Below are 2,042 nucleotides of genomic sequence, written 5' to 3'. Positions count from 1 at the left end.
TGCTGAAGCAAAACAAATCACGTAATCTAAGCATGGCCAACAAGCGCAGGCTCTGCTGTCTGAATGAACAATATTTGTTCGAATGTATGGGGTTGTTCAAAGTATAAACACTGATGCGTCAGCCCTGAGGGTGTGGCTGATGGACAACCTCTACCCCTATGGCGCCCTGGATCATGACGGCCAGCTGGTCGGCATGACGGTGGACATGCTGGACAAGATCCGCACACGCACAGGCCTCACCTTCGAGTTCGTGCGGGCAGACTCCGAGCGCCAGCTGGCAAAAGCCATGCAGTCAGGCGCCATCGACCTCATCGGCGCCATCTCCCAGCAGGTGGCCGAACACTACGGGCTGCGCAGCTCGGTGCCCTACGCCACCGACAACATCTATGTGATCCTCACCCGCCAGGAGGAACAAGGGATCGACACCATCCGGCGTCTGGCGGGCAAGACGGTGGCGATGACGCGCCATGTGCCCCTCGCACAGAGACTGGAGGGCAGCCGCATCACCCAGGTGGAGAGTGCAGCAGAAGCGATGGAGGTGCTCGCCCAGGGACGGGTGGATGCCGCCATCGTGCCCCTCTATTTTGCCCGCCATGCACTGGACAATGATCCCCAGAGCCCCCTGCGCATCGCCGGCCCCGCCGATGACGAGCCGATCCGGATGGGGTTTGCCAGCCTGCCCGGACAGGGGATGCTGATGGGGATCCTCGACAAGACCATCCTCGCCATCCCCCCCAACGAGCTCGCCATGATGAGTTACGAGTGGCGCAACCGCAAACTGCCGGTGCCCGGCTTCATGGATCGCCACGCCCACATCGTCTACCTGGTGTTCGTGGGGCTCCTCACCCTGGCGCTGGTGCTGCTCTATCGCAACCGCATGTTCAAGCGGATGGCCAGCGCCGAGCAGGCGTCCCGCCAGCAACTGGAGGCCCATGTCAGGTTCATCCGGGCGCTGGGGGAGAGCCTGCCCCACCCCATCGTCGTGCGGGACAAGAGCGGCAAGGTATTGCTGTGCAACAGCAAATACCTGACCCAGCTCGGCGCCGAGCCAAAGGCCATCCTGGGTCAGCCCTTCGCCCGGGGCTGTCAGGGGTGCTCGATGCAGGCAGCATCGCCGTGCTGGAGCAGGACTTTGCCAGGGTATTGCAGGAGGGGCAGCCCATCTTTGCGGATCGCCTCTTCCATCACAGAGGCACCCAGAGCGACATCTATCACTGGATGGTGCCCTATTTCGACGGGGAGGGGGCCATCAGCGGGGTGATCGACGGCTGGATAGACATCACGGACCGCAAACGGCTGGAAGAGGCGCTGCGCGAGGCCAAACAGCAGGCCGACAGCGCCAGCCGAGCCAAGAGCGACTTCCTCGCCACCATGAGCCACGAGATCCGCACCCCCATGAACGCCATCCTCGGCATGCTGGAGCTGGCCACCGAGGATCCCGCTCTCAGCCGTCACAGCGGCGAGCTGCTGCGCATCGCCGCCGACTCCGCCAACGGCCTGCTGGATCTGCTGGGGGACAGCCTGGATATCGCCTCCATAGAGGCGGGCCAGATGACCCTGACGCCCACCCCCTGCGATCTCGCCCCCCTGCTCTCGTCCGTCACCCGGGTCTTTGCGGGCATGGCCGAGCAGAAGGGACTGATCTATGAGGTCAGGCTGCCTGACACCCCCATGCCGAGGGTGCTGATCGATCCCCTTCGCCTGCGCCAGATCCTCTTCAATCTCATCGGCAACGCCATCAAGTTCACCGAGCAGGGCCGGGTCGCCATCACCGCCACCCTGACCGGGGGCGAGCAGCCTCCTGTGCTGCACCTCATCATCACCGACACCGGAGCCGGCATTCCCGCGGACAAGCTGCCCAGGCTCTTCACCCCCTTCTATCGCGCCCACGGCCAGGGCCAGTTCCCCGGCAGCGGGCTGGGCCTCAATATCGCCCGCATCCTGTGTCAGATGATGGGGGGGGAGATAGCCGTTCACAGTCAGGTCGGCGAAGGCACCCGCCTCGAGATAAGGCTGCCCCTCACGCTCGCCCAGCAACCCCC

General features: G+C 64.1%; 1 pseudogene. It reads left to right on the top strand.

From position 1 onward, the window contains the following. Window positions 1-115 precede the first annotated feature (115 nt). Window positions 116-2,042 (top strand): annotated as a pseudogene (locus C3418_RS23355) (ATP-binding protein); the annotation flags it as partial.

The organism is Aeromonas sp. ASNIH8 (assembly GCF_002919855.1).
Classification (GTDB): domain Bacteria; phylum Pseudomonadota; class Gammaproteobacteria; order Enterobacterales; family Aeromonadaceae; genus Aeromonas; species Aeromonas caviae.
Note: the sequence above shows the minus strand (reverse complement) of the source record. Positions and strands in the feature narration are given on the sequence as shown.